This window comes from Aeromonas sp. QDB54, assembly GCF_027707385.1.
GTDB classification, from domain to species: domain Bacteria; phylum Pseudomonadota; class Gammaproteobacteria; order Enterobacterales; family Aeromonadaceae; genus Aeromonas; species Aeromonas hydrophila.
In genome coordinates this window covers 11835-37899 of the sequence record NZ_JAPCIT010000030.1, presented here as the reverse complement: position 1 = coordinate 37899, position 26065 = coordinate 11835, and the positions used below count along the sequence as shown (strand labels likewise).

The 26065-nt window shown below is 62.9% G+C and carries 23 protein-coding genes; 14 read left to right on the top strand and 9 right to left on the bottom strand.

Features of this window, described 5'->3' with window-relative positions; genetic code table 11:
* Positions 1-34: 34 nt before the first annotated feature.
* On the bottom strand, positions 35-1192 hold the full coding sequence (locus PG881_RS21445) for a tyrosine-type recombinase/integrase (RefSeq protein ID WP_270802766.1): 1158 nt from the start codon (positions 1190-1192) through the stop codon (positions 35-37).
* A 405-nt stretch (positions 1193-1597) separates the two neighbouring features.
* Between PG881_RS21445 and ppk2 the strand changes: the two genes are divergently transcribed.
* On the top strand, positions 1598-2422 hold the full coding sequence (ppk2, locus tag PG881_RS21440; protein ID WP_270802764.1) for a polyphosphate kinase 2: 825 nt from the start codon (positions 1598-1600) through the stop codon (positions 2420-2422).
* A gap of 24 nt (positions 2423-2446) precedes the next feature.
* Here ppk2 and PG881_RS21435 read toward each other — a convergent pair whose 3' ends face one another.
* The gene (locus tag PG881_RS21435) at positions 2447-4087 is read right to left on the bottom strand and encodes a SulP family inorganic anion transporter (protein WP_077095312.1); all 1641 of its coding nucleotides are present in this window, start codon (positions 4085-4087) and stop codon (positions 2447-2449) included.
* Between the two features lie 223 nt (positions 4088-4310).
* Between PG881_RS21435 and PG881_RS21430 the strand changes: the two genes are divergently transcribed.
* The 5 genes from PG881_RS21430 to PG881_RS21410 all read left to right on the top strand — a co-directional run bounded on the left by PG881_RS21430 (position 4311) and on the right by PG881_RS21410 (position 11374).
* Positions 4311-5372 (top strand): PQQ-dependent sugar dehydrogenase, encoded by a 1062-nt coding sequence (locus PG881_RS21430; protein WP_270802761.1) that lies wholly within the window; start codon positions 4311-4313, stop codon positions 5370-5372.
* Positions 5373-5524: 152 nt separating this feature from the next.
* Entirely contained in the window at positions 5525-6421 is an 897-nt protein-coding gene (locus tag PG881_RS21425; protein ID WP_270802759.1) for a DMT family transporter, read from the top strand.
* A gap of 118 nt (positions 6422-6539) precedes the next feature.
* A complete protein-coding gene (locus PG881_RS21420) occupies positions 6540-8477 on the top strand; it encodes a methyl-accepting chemotaxis protein (protein WP_270802757.1) in 1938 nt (645 codons plus the stop codon).
* A 507-nt stretch (positions 8478-8984) separates the two neighbouring features.
* Positions 8985-10430 carry an OprD family outer membrane porin gene (locus PG881_RS21415; RefSeq protein WP_011704981.1) on the top strand — a complete coding sequence of 482 codons (1446 nt, stop codon included), beginning with the start codon at positions 8985-8987 and terminating at the stop codon, positions 10428-10430.
* 116 nt (positions 10431-10546) lie between these two features.
* A complete protein-coding gene (locus PG881_RS21410) occupies positions 10547-11374 on the top strand; it encodes an SDR family oxidoreductase (protein ID WP_043159901.1) in 828 nt (275 codons plus the stop codon).
* Positions 11375-11531: 157 nt separating this feature from the next.
* Here PG881_RS21410 and PG881_RS21405 read toward each other — a convergent pair whose 3' ends face one another.
* Complete coding sequence (locus tag PG881_RS21405; protein ID WP_039215483.1) at positions 11532-11864, bottom strand: DUF1904 family protein; 333 nt, start codon at positions 11862-11864, stop codon at positions 11532-11534.
* Positions 11865-11951: 87 nt separating this feature from the next.
* Between PG881_RS21405 and PG881_RS21400 the strand changes: the two genes are divergently transcribed.
* The 4 genes from PG881_RS21400 (at position 11952) to PG881_RS21385 (ending at position 15510) form a co-directional block, all read left to right on the top strand.
* Positions 11952-12845, top strand: coding sequence for a TraB/GumN family protein (locus tag PG881_RS21400; protein WP_270802754.1), 894 nt, complete (start codon positions 11952-11954; stop codon positions 12843-12845).
* A 132-nt stretch (positions 12846-12977) separates the two neighbouring features.
* Complete coding sequence (locus PG881_RS21395; protein ID WP_011704978.1) at positions 12978-13163, top strand: DUF3149 domain-containing protein; 186 nt, start codon at positions 12978-12980, stop codon at positions 13161-13163.
* A 153-nt stretch (positions 13164-13316) separates the two neighbouring features.
* On the top strand, positions 13317-13898 hold the full coding sequence (gene smrA, locus PG881_RS21390) for a DNA endonuclease SmrA (RefSeq protein WP_029301641.1): 582 nt from the start codon (positions 13317-13319) through the stop codon (positions 13896-13898).
* 133 nt (positions 13899-14031) lie between these two features.
* Positions 14032-15510, top strand: a complete 1479-nt coding sequence (locus PG881_RS21385; RefSeq protein ID WP_270802752.1) for a carboxypeptidase M32 — start codon at positions 14032-14034, stop codon at positions 15508-15510.
* Between the two features lie 69 nt (positions 15511-15579).
* Here PG881_RS21385 and PG881_RS21380 read toward each other — a convergent pair whose 3' ends face one another.
* Complete coding sequence (locus tag PG881_RS21380) at positions 15580-15981, bottom strand: VOC family protein (RefSeq protein WP_024944412.1); 402 nt, start codon at positions 15979-15981, stop codon at positions 15580-15582.
* A gap of 209 nt (positions 15982-16190) precedes the next feature.
* Between PG881_RS21380 and PG881_RS21375 the strand changes: the two genes are divergently transcribed.
* Complete coding sequence (locus PG881_RS21375; RefSeq protein ID WP_270802750.1) at positions 16191-17750, top strand: AlkA N-terminal domain-containing protein; 1560 nt, start codon at positions 16191-16193, stop codon at positions 17748-17750.
* The gene (locus tag PG881_RS21370) at positions 17747-18223 is read left to right on the top strand and encodes a methylated-DNA--[protein]-cysteine S-methyltransferase (RefSeq protein ID WP_270802748.1); all 477 of its coding nucleotides are present in this window, start codon (positions 17747-17749) and stop codon (positions 18221-18223) included. The genes PG881_RS21375 and PG881_RS21370 overlap by 4 nt, the downstream gene beginning before the upstream one ends.
* Before the next feature lie 15 nt (positions 18224-18238).
* Here the strand turns inward: PG881_RS21370 and PG881_RS21365 are convergent, their stop codons facing one another.
* From PG881_RS21365 to PG881_RS21345, 5 genes are all read right to left on the bottom strand, one after another.
* Complete coding sequence (locus PG881_RS21365) at positions 18239-18901, bottom strand: class I SAM-dependent methyltransferase (RefSeq protein ID WP_270802746.1); 663 nt, start codon at positions 18899-18901, stop codon at positions 18239-18241.
* A 73-nt stretch (positions 18902-18974) separates the two neighbouring features.
* Complete coding sequence (locus PG881_RS21360) at positions 18975-19388, bottom strand: ASCH domain-containing protein (RefSeq protein ID WP_270802744.1); 414 nt, start codon at positions 19386-19388, stop codon at positions 18975-18977.
* A gap of 224 nt (positions 19389-19612) precedes the next feature.
* Positions 19613-21472 (bottom strand): peptidase U32 family protein, encoded by a 1860-nt coding sequence (locus tag PG881_RS21355; protein ID WP_270802742.1) that lies wholly within the window; start codon positions 21470-21472, stop codon positions 19613-19615.
* 102 nt (positions 21473-21574) lie between these two features.
* The gene (locus PG881_RS21350) at positions 21575-22183 is read right to left on the bottom strand and encodes a LysE family translocator (RefSeq protein ID WP_270802740.1); all 609 of its coding nucleotides are present in this window, start codon (positions 22181-22183) and stop codon (positions 21575-21577) included.
* A gap of 128 nt (positions 22184-22311) precedes the next feature.
* On the bottom strand, positions 22312-23253 hold the full coding sequence (locus PG881_RS21345) for a LysR family transcriptional regulator (protein ID WP_017782062.1): 942 nt from the start codon (positions 23251-23253) through the stop codon (positions 22312-22314).
* Between the two features lie 202 nt (positions 23254-23455).
* Here PG881_RS21345 and PG881_RS21340 point away from each other — a divergent pair, with 202 nt between their 5' ends.
* Together PG881_RS21340 and PG881_RS21335 are read left to right on the top strand one after the other, a co-directional pair.
* Entirely contained in the window at positions 23456-24544 is a 1089-nt protein-coding gene (locus PG881_RS21340; protein ID WP_118881777.1) for a ketoacyl-ACP synthase III, read from the top strand.
* Positions 24545-24847: 303 nt separating this feature from the next.
* A complete protein-coding gene (locus PG881_RS21335; RefSeq protein WP_045790488.1) occupies positions 24848-26062 on the top strand; it encodes a methyl-accepting chemotaxis protein in 1215 nt (404 codons plus the stop codon).
* Positions 26063-26065 lie beyond the last annotated feature (3 nt).

The window sequence follows — 26065 nt, the reverse complement described above, 5'->3', positions numbered from 1 at the left end:
ATCGGCTCAAACATGAAGAAATGAAATGACTGAGTCAGCCGAGAAGAATTTCCCCGCTTATTCGCACCTTCCCTAGCCTTTCAGCCCAGTTAGTAGCCGCACTACGCCGCAAATCATGGACAGTAAATGGGTCCATATCAGGTAAACATCGTGCGATGAATCGCCTTAGAGCTCGAGTAATGGAATCAACTAAAATTGGCTCGATTTCATCTGTTTTTGGACGATCAGATTCGAATACTAAATCACCATTGGCATACTGCGCCTGCTCTTCAATGACCGATTTCGCCTGAGGGGAAATAAAGACAGTATGAGCTCTACCATTTTTGGTTTCAGGTATAGTCCATATATCATCTTTTATCTGTGAAAAACGCATATTAGCGACTTCACCTCTACGACATCCGGTCAGTATTAATAACTTAATCGCATTCGCAGCAGGTATAGAAATCGTTGCATGGCGAGAAACACCACGCCCTCCGGCCGCCAAGCTACCACCACTCCCAAGATCCTCATCTATCGCCTTCCATAACCTGCGCAATTCGGGGACGGTCAACCATCGCTCTCTTGGCGAGCCAGCACTGGCACCAAAATCTTTTGGGCGCAACAGTCTCGCAGGGTTGGCCTCAAGCAGACAGTGAACCACTGCATAATCTAACATCTGGTTCAGCGTTCCCAACCCTTTACGGGTTTCGTCTTTTGTTGCACGCCTGGTTATCTCTAACGCTTGTGCCAAGTGGGCACGAGTCAGATCGATTAAGCGAATGTTGCCTAGGGTCTTCTTGAGATGACGATTCCAACGATCCTGATGGCATTGGAGGGTTTTGGGTTTGACGACCTGAGCAACACGCTGTGCATCGAGCCATCGCCCAAGCAACTCATCCATCGTCAGGGCCGTTTCATTTTTAGCCTTTTCTTGAGCCGCAAACTTGGTGGGATCAATGCCCCGCTTCACAAGCAGCACCGCTTTCCCATGCTCCTCTCTGGCTTTAGCCAGAGTGAGGGCAGGATAACTCCCCAGCAACAATTCGCCTTCACTACCACCAATCTTGAAGCGATATACAAAACGCTTGAGGCCACTTTCACGGATTTCTATTTTGAGTCCACCACCATGCTTCGATTGAATCGCATAGCGTTTCACTTTAACCCCTTCGACTGGCTTGAGTGACGAGATCTCCAAGTCTTTACTTATCGCCATCCGTACCCCTCCCCGTACCCCTCCAGCGCAGTGCATTGGAGTGAGACTTTATGAAACCACTTGGTACAGATATATTATGTAAATAACTGTTTTTAATCAAAAAAACATTTCATATAAAACCAACTGATTCTATATGAAACTAATAATTTCTGGACTCCTAAGGGACAGGCCACTGGTTCGACTCCAGTCGGGAGCGCCATATAAAACAAGGGGTTGGTATCATCATGATACCAACCCCTTGCTCGTTTCAGGCCAAGGCCGCCTTTCCCCTACGCCCTGCGTCAGATGATGGCCTCCCTTTGTCTTCTCTATCCCCATGCCCGAAAAACCCTCATCTACGCTTGAAATGCGCCGTCCGGGATGACGGTCGCACTCTAATCCGTTTGGGACAAAAAGAAGGGCATCATGGGTAACAACAAAAAAAGCAAAATAGAACAGCCGGCCGTGGCCGACGCACAGCAGCCCCTTGGCAACAAGGCATACGAGAAGGAGTTGCGTCGCCTGCACGTGGAGCTGGTGAAACTGCAACAGTGGGTGGTGCACAAGGGGCTCAAGGTCTGCATCGTGTTCGAGGGGCGCGACGGCGCTGGCAAGGGGGGCACCATCAAGGCGATCACCGAGCGGGTCAGTCCCCGGGTGTTCCGGGTCATAGCGCTGCCGGCCCCCACCGAGCGGGAGAAGAGCCAGCTCTACTTCCCACGCTATATCCCGCATCTGCCCGCAGCAGGCGAAATCGTCATCTTCGATCGCAGCTGGTACAACCGGGCCGGCGTGGAGCGCGTCATGGGCTTTTGCAGTGAGGAGGCGAGCGACAAGTTTCTGGCCGGGGTTCCCATGGTGGAGCAGGCCATGGTCGACTCCGGCATCATTTTGCTGAAGTACTGGCTGGAGGTAACCCCCGACGAGCAGGAGCGGCGACTGCGGGATCGCATCGACGATGGCCGCAAGATCTGGAAGCTCTCCCCCATGGACATCAAATCATTCGATCGCTGGGATGACTACACCCGGGCACGGGACGCCATGTTCACCGCCACCGACACCGCCTGGGCCCCCTGGTTCGTGGCCCGCTCCGAGGACAAGAAGAAGGTGCGGCTCAACATCATCTCCCACCTGCTGGCCCACGTTCCCTATCAGGATCTCCCGGCCGAGCCCATCAAGCTGCCCAAACGCAAGATAGGCAAGGTCAAACCCTCTGAGCACCCGTTCCGCTTTATCCCGGAACCCTTCTAGACAGCGGCAGGGGTGAGTCTGTGCTCACCCCTGATTCTGCTGGTATTGACGGATGGCGGCCCTGGCATTGAACAGCATGCGGCTCTCCCCCAGCTGGGCAGCCAAGCCACTGCGGCGCACATTCTCGAGCACCCCGGGATTGAGTCCGGCCAGCCAGAGCGTAACCCCCTTGGATCTGGCCAGCTGCTCCCCTTCCATCAGCATCATCAAAGCCGAATACTCCACATCCTGTACCCGGCTCATATCGAGCACCACCACCCGGGGTTGATGGCGCGCGATCAATTCGCGCATCCCGGCCGCCACATGCTGCACATTGATGAAGAAGAGGCGCCCCTCCGGTCGCAGGATCAGCAGGCCCGGAATGGTCTCGTCATCCGGGTGGCGGGCCGCCAGCGGGCGCAGCACATCCTCACCGGGCTTGCGGCCAATCACATGGAGCGGCGGCTGCGCCGTCTGGCTGGCCAGCCCCAGCAAGGAGGCCAGGATCGCCACCACTATGCCTTCCAGGGTACCGAACAGCAGCACCCCCAGGCAGGCAATGACGGCCCAGCGAAACTCCATCATCCGGATCTGCCCTATCTTGCGAAACTCTCCCGGCTGAATGAGCCCCACCGAATAGACGATGACCACCACCGCCAAAGTGGCGCTCGGCAGCCAGGAGAGCAGCGGAGCGAGAAAAATCATGGTCGCCAGCGCCATCACGGCGGTGACCACGGAAGCCCGCTGGCTCATGCCGCCGACGGAACGTACCACTGCCGTCTGGGAGGTGCCGCCCCCTGCCGGCATGCTGCCACACAGGGAGCCTCCCAGGTTGGCCAACCCGGTGGCCACCAGCTCGCGGTTCGGGTTGATCTCGGGCTCTTCCTTCCCGACGAAGGCCCGGCCGGCGGCGATGGTCTCGGTGAAACTCATCAGCGCAATGCCCGCCGCCCCCGGCAACAGCTGCAGTACCAGGGTCAAGTCCGGCATGGTCACACTGGGCAGGCCGGTGGGAATGGCGCCGACAATGGCAACCCCAGCCTCGTTCAGACCCCAGCCCCATACCAGCGCTATGCCGAGACTCACCCCCAGCAGGGGTGCGGGCGAATGGGGAAAACGCCACTCCATGACCACCAGCACCACCAGGGTAACGAGGGCGACACCCAGCGTCAGCCAGGAGGTATGGGGCAGAGCCTGTCCCAGATGGTAGAGATCCAGAAAGAAGTTCTCCTTCTGGATATGTACCCCGAACAACTTGGGCAACTGATCGAGGATGATGACCAGCCCTATGCCGCTCTTGAACCCCACCAGCACCGGTAGCGAGATGAAGTTGGCCACAAAACCTAGCCGCAGCACAGCCGCCAGCAGCAGCATGGCGCCGACCAGCAGGGTCAGGGTGGCCGTCACCGTGATCAACCTGCCGGGATCGCCATCCGGCACCACCAGCCCGAGCTGGGTAGCGGTCAGGATCGCCAGGGTGCTGGTGGAGCTGACGCTGAGCACCCGGGAGGAGCCCAGCAGCGCGTAGATCAGCATGGGCACGAACGCAGTGTAAAGACCGATCGCCACCGGCAGCCCGGCCACTGTGGCGTAGGCCATGGCCTTGGGCAGCACCACCGCCGCCGCGGTGATGCCGGCCAGCAAATCGGGAAGAAGGCGCCTGGGCGCCGATGCGAATGATGACATGTGACACCTCCATGCTCCCTGGGAGAGCGAATTGCCGCGGTGCGCCGACCTGGACTGTGGTTTGCCAACCCTGCCAATGCTGCGCAGACAGCATGAAGTGTATGCACACCGATGACGCAGCAGCTTGTTGTGCCTCAGGTTTTTCTTGCCCCTATACTTCAGCGGCGTTTTGGCGACGCACCGACCCGATTTGGACACAGGCCCGATTTGAGAGAGGGACACCATGTTGCGACTGCTCACCCTGCTGCTGATCTGTCTGGTAACTCCGCTGCGGGCTCTGACCCTGACCCCGCTGGCAGAGGGGCTGAGCCACCCCTGGGGGCTGGTTATCCTGCCCGATGGCGAATGGCTAGTCGGCGAGCGGCCCGGCCGGCTGCTGCGCATAGACGCAACTGGCGAACACCACTCCATCCGGGGACTGCCGGCAATTGCCGCTACAGGTCAGGGTGGCCTGCTCGATCTCGCCCTGGATGACGATGGCTGGGTTTATCTCAGCTACAGCGAGCCAGGCAACGGCGGGGCCGGAACCGCCGTGGGCCGGGCCCGGCTGCAAAAGGATGTGCTCGTCGACTGGCAACGGCTGTTTAGTCAGCAGCCCAAGGTCGCCGGGGGCGCTCACTTCGGATCGAGGCTGCTGCTGACGGAGGATGGCTACCTCTTCATCACCCTGGGTGATCGCTTCAGCGAGCGGGAGCAGGCCCAGTCCCTCGACAACCACCTCGGCAAGACGGTACGCCTGCACAAGGATGGCCGGATCCCCGCCGACAACCCCTTCGTCAAGACACCCGGCGCCCTACCGGAGATCTGGAGCCTGGGTCATCGCAACATGCAGGGGGCCGCCCTGCGCCCCGGCAGCCAGCAGTTCTGGGCCCACGAGCACGGCCCCCAGGGCGGGGACGAGGTCAATCTCATCCTGCCCGGTGACAACTATGGCTGGCCTAAGGTGACCTTCGGCGAGGAGTATGGCGGCGGCAAGATCGGTTCTGGCAGCGAGGCCCCCGGGATGACGCCCCCCAAGTGGGTCTGGGTGCCCTCCATCGCCCCATCAGGCATGATCTTCTATCAGGGCGAGCTGTTTCGAGGCTGGCAGGGCAATCTGCTGATCGGCGCCCTGCGTGGCCAGGCTCTGGTACGACTGCAGCTGGCGGGGGACAAGATCATCGGTGAAGAGCGGCTGCTCACCGAGCTGGGAGAGCGGATCCGCACCATCAAGGAAGGACCCGACGGCGCGCTTTATCTGCTGACGGACTCAGGTCAGGGACGCCTGCTCAAACTGAGTCCCTGATGACCATGGCGGTCCGCAATCTTGCAATACTCCGTGGCGTGAGAACAGGCATCCCCGCCACCGGTAAATGAAGGGCAACACTTTATGCCCAGGGAGGGCCGGTCTGCTAGACTGGCCCTCTTTTTGTTCATTCATCTGCAAAGGAGTGTTGGATGTCTGCTGCTTCGTGGTGGGACAAGTCCACCGGGCTGGCGCTGCTGACCATAGTGCTGTGGGCCTCGCTGGCGGCGCTCACCTCCCGGGTGACCAGCGTGTCGCCGCTGGTGCTGGTGGGGCTGGTGCTGTTTTTCTGCGGGGCGGGTGCCCTGCCGTTCTGGCGTCAGTGGCGGGCTCGTCCGGTCAACTGGCTGGTGACCATCAGCGCCCTGCTGCTCTACCACCTGCTGCTGTTCATGAGCTTTCGCCACGCCCCCGTGCTGGAGGCGAACCTCATCAACTACCTGTGGCCATTGTGCATCATCTTGTTCACCCCATTGCTGCTGCCCGGTCACCCGCTGCACGGCCGTCATCTGCTGGCCGGCGCCCTGGGTCTAGCCGGCTCGGTGCTGGTGATGGTGAACGGCGAGCTGCAGCTGCAACAGGCCTATCTGCCGGGCTATCTGCTGGCGCTGGGGGCCGCCATCGTCTGGGGCGCCTACTCGGTGCTCTCGCGCCGGCTGCCGCCGGCCCCGGCGGTAATGACGGCGGCGGCCTGCCTGCCCGCCGGGCTGCTGGCGCTGCTGCTGGCCTGGCTGCTGGAGGGACCGCTGCCGGTGGCCCGCATCCCGGCCGGTGACTGGGGCCTCATCATCGGGCTGGCGCTCGGCCCCATGGGGGCGGCTTTCGTCACCTGGTATCTGGCGCTGCGAGACGGGGATCCACGCCGGATCGGGGCACTGGCCTATCTGACGCCGCTGCTGAGCACGCTGCTGCTGGTGCTGCTCAATGGCGAGCAGCTGACCCCCCGTCACCTGCTGGCCGGCGCTCTCATCATGGGGGGCGCCCTGCTCGGCATGCTGGGCAAGCCCCCTGCCCGCCAGCAGCAGGAAGCCCCCGCACCGCAGTCGTAAGCCAGTCCCCCTCGACAGTCAGCCCGGCCGCCGGGCTGACTGTCATAAAAGCGCCATCTCTGCTGCTTAAGCTCACGCCGACGCCCATCGCCGTGGTTCAACAAGCAGGAATGCTGCCGTGAAAATTGCCCATTATGCTTCCCTCTCTTCCCTCGCTCTGCTGCTGGTCGCCGCCGTGCAGGCCGGTGCCCTCTGGCACGGCTGGCAACAGCTGAACCAGGCCGAGCAGGCCCAGCACCAGCACGAACGGCTGCAGCAGCAGCTCACCGGCACCCTGCAGGGCACCTTGCGCGACTACCTCGCCAGCGGCGATCCGCTGCGGCTGACCGAGGCCGAAGCGGTGCGCAAGCAGGCGCTTGCCCAGCTCACCCAGCAGGGTGTGGCGCTCACGGCCCCGCTGCGCACCCTGCTTGAGCAGATGGGAGCGCGCATCGACAGCGACTATCTGGCGGCCGGCAAGCTCTCCGGCAACAGCCAGTGGCTGCTGCAAAATGCCGAGAACGAGCTGACCGATCAGGCCAGGGCGCTGCTGCGTTACGGCCAGCAAGGGGCGACGGGGAGCGACCCGGCCAGCGCCGAGCGCTATCGTCAGCTGGCCGGCGACCTGCTGGCGGCCCTGCCGGGGCTCGCTCACCTGCGCCAGAACTACATGGAGCAGGCCAGCCCCAAGCTGCTGGAAGGGTTGCAGTTCGAGCTGGCAGCACTGCAAAAACAGGCTGAGCAGCTGGCAGCCCTGCCGCCGCTCGGTCTGTTCGAGGCGCACCCCGCCGACGAATTCACCCTGGGGGAACCGGAGCGCAAGGAGCTCGGGGATCTGCCCAAAGCCGAGCTGCTCTCGCTGCTCAAGCGCTACCCGCAGGAGCTGGAGAACAGCCGCAAGGCGCTGCAACAGCAGCAGGCGGGCCGTCTCGCGGTGCAACAAGACATAGGCCAGATGCTGCAGGCCACCGGCCAGATGGGCAGCGAACTGGCCGCCGCCCGCCAGGCGGTCAACCAGCGGCTGGCCGCCATCCTCGGCAGTCTGGCGCTCTGTCTGGTGCTGGTCGCCCTGCTGTTTGCGCTGGTGCAGCGCAGCTGGCTGGTCAGGCCGCTGCTGCGCCTGCGCACGGCCTTCCTGCAGCTCGACGAGACTGGGCAGGCCGAGACCCTGCCAGAGGGACGCGAGCGCAACGAGCTGGCCGACATCGTCGCCAGCTACAACCGCCTCATCCTGCGGCTGCAGCAGGATCAGCAGCAGAAAGAGGGCCAGCTGTCGGCGGTGTCGCAAAGTCTGCAGGGGATGGTCAACCAGGTGCAGGAGATCCATCACAGCACCCGCACCACGGAGCAGGCGGTGGACGAGAGCGATCTGATGATGAACGAGCTGAACCAGCTGGCCGGCGAGGTGCATCAGGTGGCCGCCGAGATAGCGCAGCACGCCCAGCACAACGAGCACTCCATGAGCCAGAGCGAGCAGCTGGTGGGCGGCATGTTGCAGGCCACCGCCCAGACCGGGCTCGCCATCGACGAGAGTGGCGGCGCCCTGGCCCAGCTCAAGCGCTCGGTGGAAGATGTGACCGCCATCGTCGACGTGATCGGCCATATCTCCCAGCAGACCAACCTGCTGGCGCTCAATGCGGCCATCGAGGCGGCCCGGGCGGGCGAGCAGGGGCGCGGCTTTGCGGTGGTGGCCGACGAGGTGCGCCACCTCTCCGCCGATACCCAGCGCTCCCTCGGCCAGATCACCGAAATCCTGACCAGGCTGACCCAGGCGGGGGAGCAGCTCGGTACCGTGCTGGCGCGCATCACCGCAGAAGCCGCCGCCCAGCGCCAGCAGGCGGAGCAGCTGCGCCAGACCACCCAGGCGGTGCGGGAGATGGCGCGCAGCACGGCGGTCATCGCCCTGCAGGGGGCCGACAATGCCAAGAGCCAGGAGCACAAGCTGGCCAGTTTTGCCGATCTCATCGGCCGCATCAGCCAGCACGCCCGCCAGGGCAGCCGCCTCTCGGTGCAGGTGTCGGAGCACATCCACCACCAGGCCAGCCAGATCCCGCGCATCCTCGGTCATCAGGCCTGAGCCGTGCCGGTTTAGCCGGCGTCCCCTACCCGGCCCCTGCCATCGCGCAGGGGTTTATCTTTTTTTGTGGCACAAAATTATCTGTTATCCGCTGGTTAACGAAGAAAGATCCCTCTGCACAGTGCGATCCGTCCGGATCGGCCGGCAATTTCATCTGAAAACGTTGTCATCACCGATATCAGCGGGCTGGGAGTGTCCACAGCGAGCGTCATGATTATTTGCACTCGGTCATATTTTTGAAACTTGGTGGGAACTTTCCATTGATATTTCGCACCGCGAACGTACTCTTGGATTGTCCGATAGCCAAGGATCGGAACACAAAAAAACAAAATATGTGATGAACAGAACTGCACCACCGCAGATGTGCCAAGACGTCGCGGCCGCAGCCGACATACTCAAACTTTTTGCCCTTCGGGGTCTTGATTGCAATGCCAATACCGAGCGGCGGGCGCTTGCCTGACTGCCGGACAAAAAAAGCTAAGTCCATAAAATCAGGAGCAATACAAAATGGAAAAAGTGATCTTCAAACGTGCCGCATTGAGCGCAGCCATCGTTGCTGCCATGCTCGCCCCCGGTATGGTGTTGGCTGCCGACGAAGCCGGCCCCACCTATGCAGCCGCCGCCAGCAAATTCTATGAAGAAGGCAAACTCAACGGTGGCCTCTTCTACTTCCAGCGTGACCGTCAGCGTATCGATGGCGACCCCACTGCCAAGAACAAAGAAGGCAAGTACCAGTCCAACCTGAGCCACGCCACCACCCAGGCCTCCCTGAACTTCAACTCCGGCTACGCCTGGGACGTGGTGGGTATCGATGTGGGCGGTTTCGGTGCCTATGACCTGGCCGTGACCGAAAACCACCCGGTCAACCAGGAGAATGAATTCTCCTTCGCCGGCAACAAATGGGGCGAAAACTACAAGGACGGCTCCCCGGAAGGTGGCTTCAGCCTGGCCAACGCCTCGCTGAAATTCAAGGCGCTGGACGGTGCCCTCACCGCCAAGGGTGGTCTGACCCAGCTCTACGTACCGGGCGTGATCGGTGTGAACTGGTCCTATCAGCCGGGTACCTACCGTGGTGGCCAGATCGAGGGTAACTTCGGTGGCCTCTACCTGACCTACGCCATCGCCGACGAGTACAAATCTCCCTGGTACAAAGAGACCCAGAAGTTCTCCCGTGCCAAAGCATGGATGGATCCGTTCGCCGATGAAAACGTCATCGACTACATCCAGGGTGTCGCCGCCCGTTACACCTTCGAGAACGGTACCGCCATCACCGGTTCCTACGGTAACTCCGAAAACTACATGGACAGCTACCACTTCAAGCTGGCCCATAAATTCGACGTGCTGAACGGCCTCTCCACCAGCTACCAGTTCTACGGTTCCGACACCAAGACCTATCAGAAGGGTGGTGCCGACATCGAGACTTACGATGGTCTGGCATGGCAGCAAGCGCTGACCGCCGCCTGGGGCATGGGCCCGTACGGCTTCCGTCTGGAAGGTCTGTGGACCAAGGCCGAGGGTAACGAAGGCAACTACCTGCCCCGTCTGACCCGTGGCTACGGCAACTCCCAGGGCGCGAACGAAATCTGGTGGGACTCCCGCTCCGACTGGAACGCCAACAACGAGAAAGCGCTCTACTTCGGCGTGACCCGTTCCCTGGATGACCTGGTGGGTGCACCTGGCTGGTCCGTCGGTGTCTCCGGTGCCTACGGCTGGGATATCCAGAAAGGCGACGGCACCAAGGCCACCAACGGTGAAGATACCGAATGGGCAGCCAACTTCGACGTCATGTACACAGTGCAGGATGGCAAGCTGAAGGGCACCCTGTTCAAGCTGCACTACACCGATTACAACAACGACATCAGCCAGAGCGGCGGTTGGACCGAATACCCCAACATCTTCGCCTCCGAGAAAGACGTCAAGTTCCACATCATCATGCCGTTCACCATCCTGTAAGCAGGTGGTTGAAGTTAGCAAACCGGGCCAATTGGCCCGGTTTTTTTTCTGATCAGCGGGTTAACATGCAAAACCGCAGGCGCTGCTGCCTGCCCTGTCACCATAAGGATGCGCCTATGTCCCGCTTCGTTCTGATCACCGGTTGCTCCAGCGGCATCGGCCTGGCCGCCGCCAAGGCGCTCGGCCAGCACGGCTACACCGTCATCGCCTCCGCCCGCAAGGCCGAGGATGTGGCGCAACTGCGTCAGCTGGGTTTGCTGGCGGTCGAGCTGGATCTGGCCAACGAGGCCAGCATAGAGCGGGGCGCGGCCGAGGCGCAGGCACTGGCCGGCGGCCGCCTCTATGGCCTGTTCAACAACGGCGCCTACGGCCAGCCTGGCGCGCTGGAGGATCTGCCCACCCAGGCGCTGCGCGAGCAGTTCGATACCAACCTGTTCGGCTGGCACCACCTCATTCGCCAGCTGCTGCCGGCCATGCTGGCGGCCGGCGAGGGGCGCATCGTGCAGAACAGCTCGGTGCTGGGGCTGGTGGCCATGAAGTATCGCGGCGCCTACAACGCCAGCAAGTTCGCGCTGGAAGGGTATACCGATACCCTGCGCCTGGAGCTGGCCGGCAGCGGCGTGCAGATCAGCCTGATCGAGCCCGGTCCCATCGACACCCGCTTTCGGGCCAATGCCCGCGCCGCCTTCCTGCGCCACATAGAGCCCGCCGCCAGCCGCCATCAGGCCGCCTACCAGCAGACCCTGAGCCGGCTGGAGCGTGAAGGGGGTGCCCGCGGTTTTACCCTGCCAAGCGAGGCCTGCATTGCGCCGCTGCTGCACGCACTCGGCAGCCCGCGCCCCAAACACCGCTACCCGGTCACCTTCCCGACCCGGCTGTTCGGGGTGCTGCGCCGCCTGTTGCCCAGTCGCCTGCTCGACCGGATCCTGGCCAAGTCGGCCTGACGGCGACCGCCTCGCCACCCGGCACGCCTGCAAGCAGCCTGCCGCCAGGGGCGACGACGAGCATCGTCGCCTTTCGTCTCATCCCCACCAACCGGCACCAGAATGCGGCACCAGAGTGGCTTGAATCAGCCAAGCCGCAATCCCTGGCAGTACCCGCTCAGTAGTGCTGGCCGTTGCTGTAATAGCAGCTCTTGACGATGGGCAGCACCTGCACCACCACATAGGTCTGCTCCCCCAGCACCGCTTTCAGGTGGCGGGTGATCAGCGCTGCGGCCGCGTCCTGCAGCTCCTGCGGGCGTTCGAACCAGACCAGCTCGACGAACGGAAAGCCGGCCTCGACCTCCCCCTCGCGCACCCAGTGGCTGTCGATACTCTCCAGGGTGACGAACTCCGGTTTGCCCCCGGTGAGGGCACAGAGATCCGCCAGCAGGGGGGCGCTTATCTGCTTGAGGGTGTCGACGGAGACGGCCCGAAAACGAAGGTGGGGCATGGGAAAACCTCTTGGCTGTGACAAATGAGGACTTATCATAGGGGTTATTGTGACGAAGAGAAGCCATCCGCTGACATAAGGTGCCCCATGAGACTCCATCGCCTGCTGCTCCCCTTCCTGCTCTGCCTGCTGCTGCCGCTGAGCGCCTTTGCCGACCCCGCCTTCTATAAGGTCAGCAAGGGCGATCAGCAGCACTGGCTGCTGGGCTCCATCCACGCGGGCAAGCCCTCGCTCTATCCGCTGCCCGAGCCTATCGAGCGAGCCTGGCTGCAAAGCCGCGCCCTGGTGCTGGAGGTCGATCTGACCCACATCAGCCAGCATCAGTGGCAAGAGATGGGGGCCATCACCCGGCTGGTGGACGGCAAGACCCTCAAGGAGCACGTGCCGCTCGATCTCTACCGGCGCACCATCATCGCCGCCGGCCAGAACGGCCTGACCGAGAACATGCTGGCCCCGCTGCGCCCCTGGTTCGCCGCCATCACCCTCACCCAGGCGGCGCTGGAGCGCACCGATTTTCGCAGCGCGCTCGGGGTGGATCAGCACTTCGCCAAGCAGGCCGGCGACAGCGGCAAGCCCATCATCGGCTTCGAGACCCTGCTCGAGCAGCTCGGCTACCTCGCCAGCGTCGGTGACAACCAGACCCTGATGCTGGAGAGCACCCTGGACGAGCTACCCGAGCTCGAGCGCGGCTTTCGCAAGGTGATGAAGGCGTGGGAAGAGGGGGACGAGGCGACCCTCATCAACCTGCTCAAATCGGAAATGGCGCCGCCCAAGCTGCAGGCCTGGCTGGAGCAGACCCTGCTGGCGGAGCGCAACCACAACTGGCTGAAGAAATGGTCCACCCTGCCAAGCGAGAGCTTCATCGTGGTAGGGGCGCTGCACCTTTACGGCGACCAGGGCTTGCTCACGTTGCTGGAACAGCAGGGCTGGCGCATCACCCCGCTCACCGAGCCGGGTCCGCGCAAGCAGGCCCGCCAATAGGGTGCAGGCGGGGCCACATCGGCCCCGTCAGGGTCTTGATATGGGAGGGCGCTCACAGATCGGACTGCCGATTTAATAACCACAAGAGGACTTGATCGAGATCATCTCTTTGCTCCCAAAGAGGTATCTATCATGCCTGTCATCAATGGGATGACTGGAGTGCATGAGATGGAATTTTGGATGAACCTGATGTTCGGCAACAGCGTGGGACTGATGTCCATGTTGGTGATTATCGGTACCTTCCTGCTGATCAGTTCCTACGCGGCCTATTTCATCTACAAGGTGATGAACGCCAAGCCGCCGAAAGAGGGCCAATAAGCCTGCGTCAGGCGATCCCCGATCGCCTGATCCCGCTCTCGCCTCCCCTTTGCTCACGGGCTGAGCAACCCGGCGCCACCAGCGCGCCCGCCACTTTCAGATCCGCCTCCGCCCGCTATAATGGCCGCTCATTCCACCTGCGGGGAGCCTGCCGTGTCTCATAACGACGAACTCTCACTGTTTCGCAATGAAGTGGCCGATGTGCGCCCCATTCGCAACGACCATATCCGCCTCCAGACGGCGGGCAGCAGCCCGACCGACGCTCAGCTCGCGCGGCGCCAGGCCGCCACCGCCGAACAACTCGCCCTGGATCACCTCAGCATGGAAGCGGTCGAGATGCTCGACCCCCACGCCATTGTCGGCTTCAAGCGCGACGGGGTGCAGGAGGGGGTCTACAAGAAGCTGCGACTCGGCAAATACGAGCTGCAGGCGAGCCTGGACCTGCACCAGAAGACCCTGAACGAAGCGCGCCAGAGCCTGGTGCAGTTCATTGCGGATTGCGAACTGCGCGACATCCGCTGCCTGCTGATCCTGCACGGCAAGGGGGAGCGCAGCACGCCGCGCGCCCTGCTCAAAAGCTATGTCAGCGCCTGGCTGCCGCAACTGCCGGCGGTAATGGCCATGCACAGCGCCGAGCGTCGCCACGGTGGCGGCGGGGCGCTCTACGTGCTGCTGCGCAAGAGCGAACGCAAGAAGGCAGAGAACCGCGAACGCCATCAGAAACGGCTCGGCTAGCCAGCGCCCGTCATCTGGTCAGTCATCCTAAGCCAGGGTGGTAAAACGCACGAGGGCAGTGCTAGCATCGATCGGCCCCGAGCATGCCAGGTACGGGGTGTACGCCATCAGGGACGATAACAAGGACAATCCCATGTCATATCAAAAACTTGAACAACATCAGCAACAGCTGCACCGGCTCTCCCACCTCTCGGCCATCTGTGGCTGGGATCAGGCCGCCATGATGCCGGAGGGAGGCAACGAAGCCCGCGCCGAGGCCATGGCCGAACTGGGGCTACTGATCCACCACAAGCGCACCGCCCCCGAGCTGGGCGACTGGATTGCCAAGGCCGAGAGCGAGCCGCTGGATGAGCTCCAGCGCGCCAACCTGCGCGAGATCAAGCGCCACTGGCAGGATGCCAGCCTGCTGCCCGGGGATCTCGTGGAGGCGCTGTCGCTCGCCGGCAGCAAGTGCGAGCACGCCTGGCGCCGCCAGCGCAAGGAGAACGACTGGGCGGGCTTTGCCCCCAACCTCACCGAGGTGGTGACGCTCTCGCGCGAGGTGGCTCGCCTGCGTGCCGACGCGCTGGGGGTACGCCCCTACGACGCCATGCTGGCGCTCTATGAACCGGGCATGACCAGCGCCCGGCTCGACGAGATCTTCGGCGATCTGACCGGCTGGCTGCCAAACCTGATCCAGACCGTGAGCGAGCAACAAAAGCGCGAGTCGGTGCAGATCCCGCAAGGCCCCTTCCCCATCGCCGCCCAGCAGGCGCTAGGCCAGCAGGTGATGGGGCTGCTCGGCTTCGATTTTGCCCACGGCCGGCTCGATGTGAGCAGCCACCCGTTCTGCGGCGGGGTGCCGACCGACGTGCGCATCACCACCCGCTACAACGAGCAGGAGTTCGTCTCCAGCCTGATGGGCATAGTCCACGAAACCGGTCACGCCCGTTACGAGCAGGGCTTGCCGCGCCCGTTGCTGGGTCAGCCGGTGGCCGAGGCGCGATCCATGGGCATTCACGAGAGCCAGAGCCTGTTCTGCGAGATGCAGCTCGGCCATGATCCCGCCTTCCTCACGCTGCTGGCGCCGCACATTCGCGCCCACTTCGGCGAGCAGGCGGCGTTGGCGCCGGCGAACCTGGTCAAGCTCTACAATCGGGTCGAGCCCGGCTTTATCCGGGTCGATGCGGACGAGGTGACCTATCCGGCCCACGTCATCCTGCGCTACGAGCTGGAGCGCGACCTTATCGAGGGGCGCATCGAGGTGGCAGACATCCCCGCGCTGTGGGACGCCAAGATGCAGCAGTGGCTGGGGCTCTCCACCCAGGGCAACTACCAGAATGGCTGCATGCAGGACATTCACTGGACCGACGGCTCGTTCGGCTACTTCCCGAGCTACACGCTCGGCGCCATGTACGCGGCGCAGCTGCGCTTCGCGCTAGAGCGGGAGCTCGGCAACATGGGCGAGCTGATCGTGGCGGGCCGCCTGCCGGAGATCTTCACCTGGCTGGGCCGCCACATCTGGTCCCAGGGCAGCCGCTACGGCACCGACGAACTGGTCAGCCGTGCCACCGGCGAGGCGCTGAATCCGTACTGGCTGCGCCGCCATCTGGAGCAGCGCTATCTGAAGTAGGGCCAGCGCGCCCGCCAGCAGATAACAAACGGGGCCTCGCGGCCCCGTTTTTCATGGCAACGCGGCGCGTCAGCGCCCGTCCGGCACACCGACAAACTCGCGCAACTGCAGGATGTTGCCCTCGGGGTCGAACGCATTGCGCACCACGAAACCGGGGCCGGACCATTGCTGCGGCAGCAAGCCGCCACCGAGATCGGCCGCTTTCGCCTCCGCCCAGGCGAGGCTCGGCACGGTAAAGAACAGCTTGATGGCCCCCTGCTCGCGCAGCTGCGGCGGCGTGGTGATGACCACCTGCTCGGCATAGGGAGCGGGGATTGCGTGCAGCAACAGCTGGATGTCAGCGTTTTCCTGCACGATCAGCTCGTCGCTCTGGCTGCGGATCTCCATCTGCAGCAGGGTGCGATAAAAGTGGCTCAGCAGGCCGGGATCCCTGGCATAGATCAGGGCGCCGGCACGTGCGGGTCCTGGCATGGCTCTCTCCTCCTTGGATGTTGTCACCCCAGATTCGCATACTTGCCCCGCCAAACCGATCTGTTTTTCATGCCGCGCGATCGCGGGCGCGGTGTCGGTTTTATTTCAATTGCTGTCCGTTTCTGGCTAGTCATCGCCTTCGTTCCTGCTTAGTCTCTCACTCATCCGGGCCGCCGCGCCCACCCCGTTTTCGGCGCAAGGAGCCACCGATGCCAATAGATCACGCCATGACGATGCCGCCGGCCACAGAGTATGAGCCAGACCTGCCGCTCAGCGCCGAGCAGTGCCATGCCGCCCGCCTGGCCCGCGATGCGCGCTTCGACGGCCGCTTCTTTACCGGCGTGCTCTCCACCGGCATCTACTGCCGGCCTGTTTGTCCGGCGCGGCCACCGCACGAGCACAACGTGCGCTACTTCCAAAGCGCCGCCGCAGCCGAGCAGCACGGCCTGCGCCCCTGCCTGCGCTGCCGGCCTGAGCTCGCGCCCGCCGCCCCCGGCGATCTGCCGCCGACGCTGGCACGCCTGCTGGCCCGGATCGATCGCGGCGAGCTGGCGGAAGGCTCGCTCACCACGCTGGCGGAACAGGCCGGCATCAGTGAGCGCACGCTGCGCCGCCAGTTCGAGCAGCACCTCGGCGCCTCGCCGAAACAGGTGGAGCAGACGCGCCGGCTGCTGCTCGCCAAGCGGCTGTTGACCGAAACCCGGCTGCCCATCACCGACATCGCGTTTGCGGCCGGCTTTGCCAGCATTCGCCGCTTCAACGATGCCTGGCAGCAAGCATACGGGCTGGCGCCGCGGGCGCTGCGCCGTCAGAGCGAGCCAGCCGGCGCCGCCCTGACGCAAGCTGAACCGCAGACCGAGGAGGGGGCGATGCTCACGCTGCAACTACCCTACCGTCCCCCGTACGACGTAGCGGCCATGCTGGCGTTCTACCGGCTGCGCGCCATTCCGGGGCTGGAGCGGGTGGATGACGAGGGGTATGAACGCTGGCACCGGGTCGGCGATCAGGTCGCGCGGGTGCGCATCAGCCAGGGCAAGGGGCACAGCCTGCAGCTCAGCGTCCATGATCTGCCGCCCGCCGCGCTGCCGGATCTGCTGTATCGGGTGCGCCGGATGTGGGATCTCGATGCCGACATGCTGCGCATCGGTGCGCGGCTCGGGCAGGATCCGCTGCTGGCGCGCCTGCAGGCGCGCTGGCCGGGGGTTAGGCTGCCCGCCGGCTGGGATGAGTACGAGGTGATGCTGCGCGCCATCGTCGGCCAGCAGGTGTCGGTCAAGGGGGCCATCACCATACTCGGGCGGCTGGTGGCACGCACCGAGGCGCAATTCGGGGTAGCGCAATTGCCCACCCCTGCCCAGCTGTGCGAGCTCAACCTGGACGGTATCGGCATGCCCGGCAGCCGGATCAGAACGCTGCAGGGGCTGGCACAGGCGCTGGCCAGCGGCGAGTTGAGCCTGATCAGCGCCAGCGATGAACAGCTGCTGGCACTGCCCGGCATCGGCCCCTGGACGGTCGCCTACTGGCGGCTGCGCTGCGGACTGGACCCGGATGCCTTCCCCGCCTCGGATCTGGTGCTACTGAAGGCGCTGGGGGGCGGCACCAAGTTGCCGGTAAAAGCGGTATTGGCCCACAGCGAAAGGTGGCGGCCCTGGCGCGGCTACGCGGCGAGCTGGCTGTGGCATACCATGAGCGAGGAGCCGGCACTGCTGACCGAGTCGGTACCAGGCCGCGCAGCAAGCGACAATCCATCAGAGGAGATAACCCCATGATCCGCTACGATATCTTGCCCAGCCGCTGCGGCGATCTGCTGGTGGCCATCGACGAGCGCGGTCTGCTGCACGTGGACTTCGTGGCGGGGCTGCGCGCGCTGCCCGACATGAGTGGCTGGCGACAGGACAAGGTGGCGCTGGCCCCTTTTCTAGCGCAATTTGAGGCCTATTTTGCAGGCTGCCTGCAACACTTCACCCTGCCGCTCGCACCAAGAGGCACGGCGTTTCAGCAAGCGGTCTGGCAGGCGCTGTGCGACATCCCCTACGGCGAGACCCGCAGCTACAGCGACATCGCCCGTGCCATCGGCAAGCCCAATGCGGTGCGGGCGGTGGGCGCCGCCAACGGCCGCAACCCGCTCTCGATCATCATCCCCTGCCACCGGGTGATCGGCCAGAACGGCAGCCTGACCGGCTATGCGGGGGGTCTGCCCATCAAGCAGGCGCTGCTCACGCTGGAAGGGATCTCCTGTTGACGACACGGCGCCCACTCACAGGCGCTCAGCCAGCCAGCCGTGGAACCCGAGCGCCTGAAAATAGCGCCGACCAACGCCAAAGCCCGCCGCCTGCAGCAGGTGCCGGGTCTGTTTCTCATCGAGAGGAAAGAAGTCCTGGGCCAGGCGCAGCACCATCTGTTCGCTGGCGCTCCGAGGCAGACCGGCACGGTGTGCGTGCAGCCCCATCACGGTGCGCTCGTCATCGTCTTGCGCAGCCATCAGGTCGGCCAGCAACAGAGGGGCACCGCGCCTGAGCTGGCGGGCAATGTCGGCGAGCAGTGCCGCCTTTTGTTCCTGCGGCAGAAAGTGCAGCACCAGCAGACAGAGTGCACCGTCACACGCCATGCTGTCGGCCGGCAACGGCCCCTCCCACCATGTGATCCGCGCCGCCATCCCCGCCTGCTCGGCTTGCCTTCTGGCCTGCGCCAGCATGTCGGCCGATATGTCCTGGGCAACGAACTGCCAGCGGGGACACAGGCTACCCAGCAACAGCAGTTCGCTGCCCGTGCCGACCCCCACCAGCAGAACGCGCGCCTCCGGCCCAAGCCGTCCCATCAATTGGGACGCGCTGAGCTGGTGCAGCAGCTCATAACCGGGCACCAATCGGGTAATGCGCTGGTCATAATCCAGCGCCCCCTCCCCATTGAATCGCGTCATCCTCTCCTCCCCGTAAAACTCCTTGATAGAGCCTGCCGCCGGGAGAAGGTAAAGCATCAGATCACATCGAAGCTTACTCAGGGGATGAATTGGCCATGCACTCTGGAGAAGCCTGATAAGCATCCAATCGTATGCCTGCAGACTCCACATCCACGTCGTAGATCTTCCTTTTGGCGGGCACAACCAGATCGTTTTTTATCAGGCGGACATTTGACAAACTCCATGCCCAGTAACCCGGTTCCCAGCCACTTGAGCAAGCAGCAGTGACCTCATCAGATCGCCATTCATGGACCTCCTCAATATCGACGATCGCAACGACTCTACCGTCGGGGTCGCATGGCATATCACGAGATAAAAACACTGTATTTTCAACAATCAGAAGATTGCGAATAGGGAGAGTGGGGGGACACCAGGAGCGAACCTCCAATGTCTTTTTACCTGATGCGATATTGGTTCCGTGCGGAGTCACGATCGAAAGTGCAAGCATCAACACATCCTTGTATTTTTACGCCTTGATGATCATCGATTCGAGGATGGCAATCTCTCTACAGCCTCTTGATGCCATTAAGCTGTATTTCTCCCGATTAACACATTGAAATCAAGAAAGAACATCAGCAACCGCTCACGAAAACATGCGTAAAACACCCCATTTCTGTTATTTCGTATCCCCCTCTCTTCAGCGCAAGCAAGGGTGGGAGGAGTCCATAGCTTTCAACGCTTCAAACTCCCCATCACATGCATTTCACAGCGGTGGCAGTCAAAACGCAGGCGGAAGGTGTCCTTGCCCATCTTGAGCTCCAGCGGCTCGGCCTTGAGGCCAGGCACCTCGTTCGGGCAGAGGTTCTGGCTGTAGCGGATACAGTGTTTGGTGATCATCAGCACTACTTCCCGCTCCTCCTTGTTCGCCTCATAAGCGGGCGCGATGCGCTCCACCCCGTGCTCGCGGAAGAACTGTTCGGCCGCGCTGTTCAGCACGTTGCCAAGGTAGGAGAGACGGTGCTGGGGATAGTGGATATCCCGCAGCGCGATGCGTCGCTCGGGGCGCTGGTAGCTGGCCAGACGGGCAGCCTCCAGCGCGGTGATACCCTCCCGGCGCAAGCCGTTGAGCATGGATGCGGCAATGAATAGCGGGTGAGTAAACGCCAACTCAACCTTGCGCGCCACAAACAGGGTATTGCCGAGTTTGCCAAGCTGGTCGCGCGCCTGTTGCAGCGCCCGCTCCGGGTTGTCGGCCGGCTGTTTGTCGCAGGGGAGCGCGACGGCGGCACTGATGCCCTGCTCGTCGGTAAGCGTGAGGCGCAAGCCCTCATCGCACTCTGCCAGCACCATATCGACCCGGATGCGGCGATCTGCGCTGGCCTTTTCCAGCACCTTGCTGAATGCCTGATCGTGGTTGCGGTAGATTTCGGTGCCTACCTTCAAGCCCGGCATGCGCTCTGACAAGAGTAACTGCTTACCTTCAACTTTGTTGAGGCGCATCCCCACCAGCTCGTTGTTCGGCTTGAAGAAGCCAAGGCCATCGCCGTTGTTGAGGCTCACGGGCTTGCCATCTATCTCGATGCCATCCTTGGTGACTCTGGTGACCCGGCCCAGCGGCTCGCCCACGTATTTCGGGCTCTTGGTGGAGTCGATTCCGGGCTGGCGGCCATGGAGGAAATAGTCGGTGCTGCCGCGGTTGAAGCTCTTTTTGGGATCAGGCGTGAAGCTGTAGCTGCAACAGCCAGCCGAAGAGGCCACCAGATCGCTGCGGCTATCCAGAATGGCATCGAGCTTCTGCCGATACCAGGCGGTGACGTTCTTGACGTAATCGAGCCCCTTGAGACGCCCTTCAATCTTGAAGGAGCGGATCCCCACCTCGATCAGCGCCTCCAGGTTGTCGGTCTGATCCATGTCCTTGAGGGAGAGCAGGTGGCTGTCGGCCACCAGCACCTCGCCATCCGGCTTTTGCAGCGAGCAGGGCAGGCGACAGAGCTGAGCACATTCGCCACGGTTGGCGCTGCGGCCGGTGCGGGCATGGCTGATGTTGCACTGACCGCTGTAGGAGACGCAGAGCGCGCCGTGGATAAAGAACTCCAGCTGCACATTGGTCGCGGCGCTTATCTCGCGGATCTGCGCAAGGGACAGCTCCCGCGCCAGCACTACCTGGGAGAAGCCCACATCCTGCAGGAATTTCACCTTCTCCGGGGTGCGGTTGTCGGTCTGGGTACTGGCATGGAGCGCAATGGGGGGCAAATCGAGCGCCAACAGCCCCATGTCCTGCACGATCAGCGCATCGGCACCGGCTTCGTAGATCTGGTGAGTCAGCCGCCGGGCCTGCTCCAGTTCGTGATCGTGCAGCAGGGTGTTGAAGGCGACAAAGACCTGGGCACCGAAGCGATGAGCATGGCGCGCCAGCGCTTCGATATCCTCGATGGAGTTGCCCGCCGCGCTGCGGGCGCCAAAGGCGGGGCCGCCCATGTAGACGGCATCGGCGCCGTGGTTGATGGCTTCGATGCCGTAGGCGAGGTTCTTGGCCGGAGCCAGCAGCTCCAACCGGTTGTTGTGGCTTAACGGGTGCTTGTTCTGGTGCATGGTTTCGGGATCAGGGCGGACAGCAAATGGGCGCCACTCTAGGGCATTGCCACCCTCCCCGCCTTGATCCCGCTTAAGATCACCGCAAAATACAGGATTGGATCAGAGCACCACCTTCAGGGCCAGCCCCAGCAGCACCAGACCGCTTACCTTGTCGATGACAAAGGACTTGGCCTTGAGCCAGGCAAGCACGGGGCCGCGAGAGAGTACCAGCGCCACCAGCACGTACCAGACAGCATCGATCCCGCCGGCGGTCAGCATCATGATGCCACCTTCGCGCCAGCCGGTATCGGCATGCACAAACTGGCTGAACAGAGCGATGAAGAAAACCGCGAGCTGGGGGTTGAGAAAGGCCACCATAAAGCCCTCAAAGGCGCCTTGCCGACCGAGCAGCTGGTGCACCTCTTCGCTCACCTCCCCCTTGGCGGGTTTGGCCAGCAGCGCCTTGACCCCGAGCCAGGCGAGAAACGCGGCGCCGCCGTAGCGGATAACATCAAACAGCAGCGGGGTCTGGGTGATCAGGATGGCCAGACCCAAAGCCGTGATCAGCGCATAGATGCCAACCCCGAAGCCGTGGCCAAGCGCGGTGGCCACGCCGTGCCCCTGCCCTCCCTGCACCGTGTTGCGGATGATCAGTGCCAGGCTCGGCCCCGGGCTGATGGCGCCCATCACGCAGATTGCGGCCAGTGCCAGCCAACTCGTCAGTTCCATGGTGTTCCTTGTCTCAAGCGGAATATGAATGTCTGCGCTCAGGGTAAAGGGCCTCTGGTTATGCCAGAAGTGAAAGTTGGGAATAGAACCCATAGCCAACGGCTATAGACCAACACAAGCGTCTGTTGCTAGCGGGGCGGGTTCAACACCTTGCGGCTCGCCGCCACCGTGCGTTGCAGGTGCTCGCGCAGGAAGGGATAGGCCAGTTCGCGAAACCACTTGTGGGCCGGATCCTGGTGATGGCGCTGGTGCCACAGCAGATGATACTGCTGGGTACGGCTGACAAACGGCAGATCGCAAAAATGCAGGGCGTGCTCGCAGGAGAGCTGCCAGGCGATATGGGCCGGGGTGGTCAGCAGGCAGTCGGTGCGCAGCAACACCTCCACCGCCGCCTGAAAGAAGGGCACCCGGGCAAACCAGCGCCGGGACAACCCCTGCGGTGCCAGTACCTGTTCCACCGGGCTGTCCTTGTCGCCACCGCCGCTCACCTGCAGGTGAGGCCAGGCGAGGTAGTCATCGAGACTGAGCGAACGCCCTGCCAACGGGTGGTGGCTCCCCATCAACACCACCAGCCGATCTTCCCCCTGATGCAGGCCGCGGATCTGATCCGGCACCAGTTCGGTGATGGTGGAGACCATGTCCAGCTCGGATTGCCACAGCTGCGGCAGCAGGCGCTTGTCCCACAGGCTGTACTCCAGCGCCGCCAGCGGCGCCTCCCTGGCCAGCGCCGCGCAGATGTCCGGCAGGATGTGCTGGGCCACGTAATCGGAGGAGGCGAGCCGGAACACCCGCTCGCAGCGGCTCGGGTCAAAACCGGGGGCCTCGTAGAGCCGCTCCAGCGCACCGAGGGAGTCCGCCAACTGGGCAGCCAGCGCCTCGGCCCGTGGTGTCAGCAGCCAGCGCTGCCCCTCCCGCACCAGCAACTCGTCGCCAAACTCGCTGCGCAGCTGGCCGAGCTGCTTGCTGATGGAGGGCTGGCTCAGGTGCAGCAGCTCCGCCGCCCGGCTGATGTTGCGGGTCTCCAGCAACACCTTGAGGGTGGGCAGCAGGTTGAGATTGGCTTTGTGCAAGGGGTGATTCCATCCAGTGGCGAAAGCCCTATCTTAGGGCAGGCAAGCCCTGTGGTTTAAGCGAAATTTCCCGGCGGCTCCCGCCACCTGGCGTGCCCCTGCTGCCAGATAACCATGACCACAAGATGACAGTGGTTGCCCCGTGCGGCATAATTGCGCGATTTTCCGCCCGCGGGCGATCCACTTGAGAAGCGGTAACAAGATGAAATACGCCAATATCACAGGCTGGGGCAAATGCCTGCCTCCCTCCGTGCTGACCAACGACGACCTCAGCACCATCATGGATACGTCGGATGAGTGGATCTACCCGCGCACCGGCATCAAGGCTCGCCGCATCTCCCACGTCAGCACCTCCGATCTGGCCACCCTGGCCGGGCGTCGTGCACTGGCCTGCGCCGGGCTGGAAGCCAGTGACCTCGACGGCATCATCCTGGCCACCGCCACGCCGGACAACCTGCTGCCGAGCGCCGCCTCCGCGGTGCAGAAGAAACTGGGCGCCGTCAATGCCGCCGTGTTCGACCTCAACGCCGCCTGCACCGGTTTCGTCTACTCCCTCTCGGTCGCCACCTCGCTGGTACAGACCGGCATGATGAAAAAGGTGCTGGTGATCGGCGCCGAGCGCCTCACCTATCTGCTGGACTGGGCCCGTCGCGACACCGCCGTGCTGTTTGGTGACGGTGCTGGCGCCGTGGTGATCGAGGCGAGCGAGCAGGAGAGCGGCCTGATCGCCAACAAGCTGGGCTGTGACAGCGAGGCGCGCGAGATCCTGCACGTGCCGAACTTCGGTACCGACCGGGTGCGCTTTGCCGACATTGACGGCCTCTTTACCTTCAACTTTGAAGGCCAGGAGATCTTCAAGCGGGCCGTACGCGGCATGGGCGAAGCCACCAACACGGTACTGGCACAGGCCGGCATCGCTCCGGAGCAGATCGATCTTATCGTGCCGCACCAGGCCAACATCCGCATCATCGAGACCCTCGCCAAGCGCATGAACGCGCCGATGGAGAAGGTGATGGTCAACATCGAGCACTACGGCAACACCTCCGCCGCCACCGTACCCATCGCCCTGTGCGAGGCACTGGAACAGGGCCGCGTCCAGCCGAACAGCTATCTGCTGACCGCCGCCTTCGGTGCCGGCCTGACCTGGGGCGCCGCCATCATCAAGTGGGGCGATCGCGTGACTCCCATCAAGACGTGCGAGGCTGAACTGCCGCCGTGCGACAAGAGCGCGCTCGAGCTTATCGCCCATGCCGTGGAAGGGTGCCAGAAGGCCCACGCCGACGAAGCGTAAATCGACACATACAGCACCAAGAGCCTGCCAATGCAGGCTCTTTTTATTGCCTCGCCCAGCACTTCTCTCCTCCTCCCAGGTTCCGGCCCTCTCACCGCTGTGACTCCCGACGATGGCCCTGTGACAGTCGCCATATTCCAGTTTTCTCAGTAGCGCCCTCCGAATAGGACCAATTTGTAACCAGCCCATTTTTTTGCGCTAACCTTACTGAGCTATTGATAACTAGCAAGTTGGCGCTTGGGTCCCTACCTGAGGGGACGGCGGTTCACCTTCTTCCATCCATATGCAGGGGCAAGTTCGCGTATGACAGACAACACAAGGGCACACTCCTCCCCTTTCTGGGAGCCTGTCAGCTGGGCCTGCGGCCTTGGCCTGGGCCTGTTCAGCACCCTGCTGCTGGTACTTGCGGGCAGCCCCTTGCCGTATCTGCTGGCCAACCTGGTGCTGGCCGTGGCTGCCGCCCTGTGGGGTGCCCGCCACTACCACGCCAAACCTGCCGGCCAGCCCGATGAACAAGAACAGACTCCGTCATGGTCCGCTGCCGGGCTCAACCACTCCATCATCGGGCTCGAGCAGGTGTGCGAAAAGGCCGTGCCCATCTGGTCGCAACAGATTGAAAACTCTCGCCAGCAAACCGAAGGGGCCATGATTGACCTCACTCAGCGCTTTGCCGGGCTGACCACCAAGCTGGAAGAGGCGGTCGCCGCCTCCCACAACGCCGCCGGTGACCTGGGCGGCGAGAAATCCGCCGGCATGGCCGCCGTGCTGGCCGAAAGTCAGGCCCAGCTCAATCAGGTCGTCGCCATCATGCACTCCACCCAGGCCAACCGTGACGCCATGCTGGCAGAGATAAAAACCCTCACCGCCTACACCATCGAACTCAATACCATGGCGCTCGACGTGGCCAAGATAGCCTCCCAGACCAACCTGCTGGCCCTCAATGCCGCCATCGAGGCGGCCAGAGCCGGTGAAGCGGGTCGTGGCTTCGCGGTGGTAGCGGACGAGGTGCGCACCCTGTCGCGCCTCTCCAGCGAGACCGCCCAGAAGATGACTGACAAGGTCGATACCATCAATACCGGCATCGGTCGGGCCTTCCAGATTGCCGAGAGTGCGGCGGGGCGGGATCAGGCCGCCGTCAGCGACGCCGAACACGCCATCGAACAGGTACTGGAGCGCTTTCGGATGGCCACCACCAGCCTGGCCGAATCGGCAGCCCTGCTGCAGAGCGAGAGTACCGGGATCCACCGTGAGATTTCCGATGTCATCGTTTCGTTACAGTTCCAGGATAGAGTCAGTCAAATCCTTGGCCATGTTCGTCAGAACATGGACAGCCTCAACGATCACCTGATCTCGTCGCGCACCAGAACGCATCAGTCCGGCCCCATCCAGATCGATGCGGAAAGCTGGCTGGCAGACATGGAACTCTCATATGCCACCGATGAGCAGCGCAATATCCATCACGGTCGCAAAACCCCGACGGCAACCCCATCCAGCAACGCTGATGTCACTTTTTTCTAGGAG

Bases quoted from the DNA above. Each gene is read 5' to 3' on its own strand.
- PG881_RS21445 (WP_270802766.1), bottom strand. From the start codon at position 1,192: ATGGCGATAAGTAAAGACTTGGAGATCTCGTCACTCAAGCCAGTCGAA.
- ppk2 (WP_270802764.1), top strand. From the start codon at position 1,598: ATGGGTAACAACAAAAAAAGCAAAATAGAACAGCCGGCCGTGGCCGAC.
- PG881_RS21435 (WP_077095312.1), bottom strand. From the start codon at position 4,087: ATGTCATCATTCGCATCGGCGCCCAGGCGCCTTCTTCCCGATTTGCTG.
- PG881_RS21430 (WP_270802761.1), top strand. From the start codon at position 4,311: ATGTTGCGACTGCTCACCCTGCTGCTGATCTGTCTGGTAACTCCGCTG.
- PG881_RS21425 (WP_270802759.1), top strand. From the start codon at position 5,525: ATGTCTGCTGCTTCGTGGTGGGACAAGTCCACCGGGCTGGCGCTGCTG.
- PG881_RS21415 (WP_011704981.1), top strand. From the start codon at position 8,985: ATGGAAAAAGTGATCTTCAAACGTGCCGCATTGAGCGCAGCCATCGTT.
- PG881_RS21410 (WP_043159901.1), top strand. From the start codon at position 10,547: ATGTCCCGCTTCGTTCTGATCACCGGTTGCTCCAGCGGCATCGGCCTG.
- PG881_RS21405 (WP_039215483.1), bottom strand. From the start codon at position 11,864: ATGCCCCACCTTCGTTTTCGGGCCGTCTCCGTCGACACCCTCAAGCAG.
- PG881_RS21400 (WP_270802754.1), top strand. From the start codon at position 11,952: ATGAGACTCCATCGCCTGCTGCTCCCCTTCCTGCTCTGCCTGCTGCTG.
- PG881_RS21395 (WP_011704978.1), top strand. From the start codon at position 12,978: ATGCCTGTCATCAATGGGATGACTGGAGTGCATGAGATGGAATTTTGG.
- PG881_RS21385 (WP_270802752.1), top strand. From the start codon at position 14,032: ATGTCATATCAAAAACTTGAACAACATCAGCAACAGCTGCACCGGCTC.
- PG881_RS21380 (WP_024944412.1), bottom strand. From the start codon at position 15,981: ATGCCAGGACCCGCACGTGCCGGCGCCCTGATCTATGCCAGGGATCCC.
- PG881_RS21375 (WP_270802750.1), top strand. From the start codon at position 16,191: ATGCCAATAGATCACGCCATGACGATGCCGCCGGCCACAGAGTATGAG.
- PG881_RS21370 (WP_270802748.1), top strand. From the start codon at position 17,747: ATGATCCGCTACGATATCTTGCCCAGCCGCTGCGGCGATCTGCTGGTG.
- PG881_RS21365 (WP_270802746.1), bottom strand. From the start codon at position 18,901: ATGACGCGATTCAATGGGGAGGGGGCGCTGGATTATGACCAGCGCATT.
- PG881_RS21360 (WP_270802744.1), bottom strand. From the start codon at position 19,388: ATGCTTGCACTTTCGATCGTGACTCCGCACGGAACCAATATCGCATCA.
- PG881_RS21355 (WP_270802742.1), bottom strand. From the start codon at position 21,472: ATGCACCAGAACAAGCACCCGTTAAGCCACAACAACCGGTTGGAGCTG.
- PG881_RS21350 (WP_270802740.1), bottom strand. From the start codon at position 22,183: ATGGAACTGACGAGTTGGCTGGCACTGGCCGCAATCTGCGTGATGGGC.
- PG881_RS21340 (WP_118881777.1), top strand. From the start codon at position 23,456: ATGAAATACGCCAATATCACAGGCTGGGGCAAATGCCTGCCTCCCTCC.
- PG881_RS21335 (WP_045790488.1), top strand. From the start codon at position 24,848: ATGACAGACAACACAAGGGCACACTCCTCCCCTTTCTGGGAGCCTGTC.